Annotated in this window: 1 pseudogene; it reads right to left on the bottom strand. The window is 80.2% G+C overall.

From position 1 onward, the window contains the following. Positions 1–232 (bottom strand): annotated as a pseudogene (locus ACQG3P_RS24675) (hypothetical protein); the annotation flags it as partial.

Here is a 232-nt window from a genome sequence, read left to right as displayed (position 1 = left end):
CGCGACCCAGCGCCCCCGCGCCGTAACCCACTGCGGTGGATGCCAGGCCGGTGGATGCCGCGCCCGCACCGACCGCCACCGAGCCGAAGCCCTGCGACAACGCGCCGCCGCCGATGGCGATGGCGGCGCCGCCTCTGGCGGTGCTCAGGTCACCGAGGGCGACCGCGCCGTGCCCGCTGCGGGCCGCGTGGCGGCCGAGGGCGACCGGCTGAACGCCGGGCGCCGGGGCGGT

This window comes from Stenotrophomonas sp. SrG (assembly GCF_050031795.1).
Taxonomy (GTDB): domain Bacteria; phylum Pseudomonadota; class Gammaproteobacteria; order Xanthomonadales; family Xanthomonadaceae; genus Stenotrophomonas; species Stenotrophomonas rhizophila_A.
The sequence above is the reverse complement of the archived record's forward strand: the minus strand, read 5'-3'. Positions and strand labels throughout refer to the sequence as shown.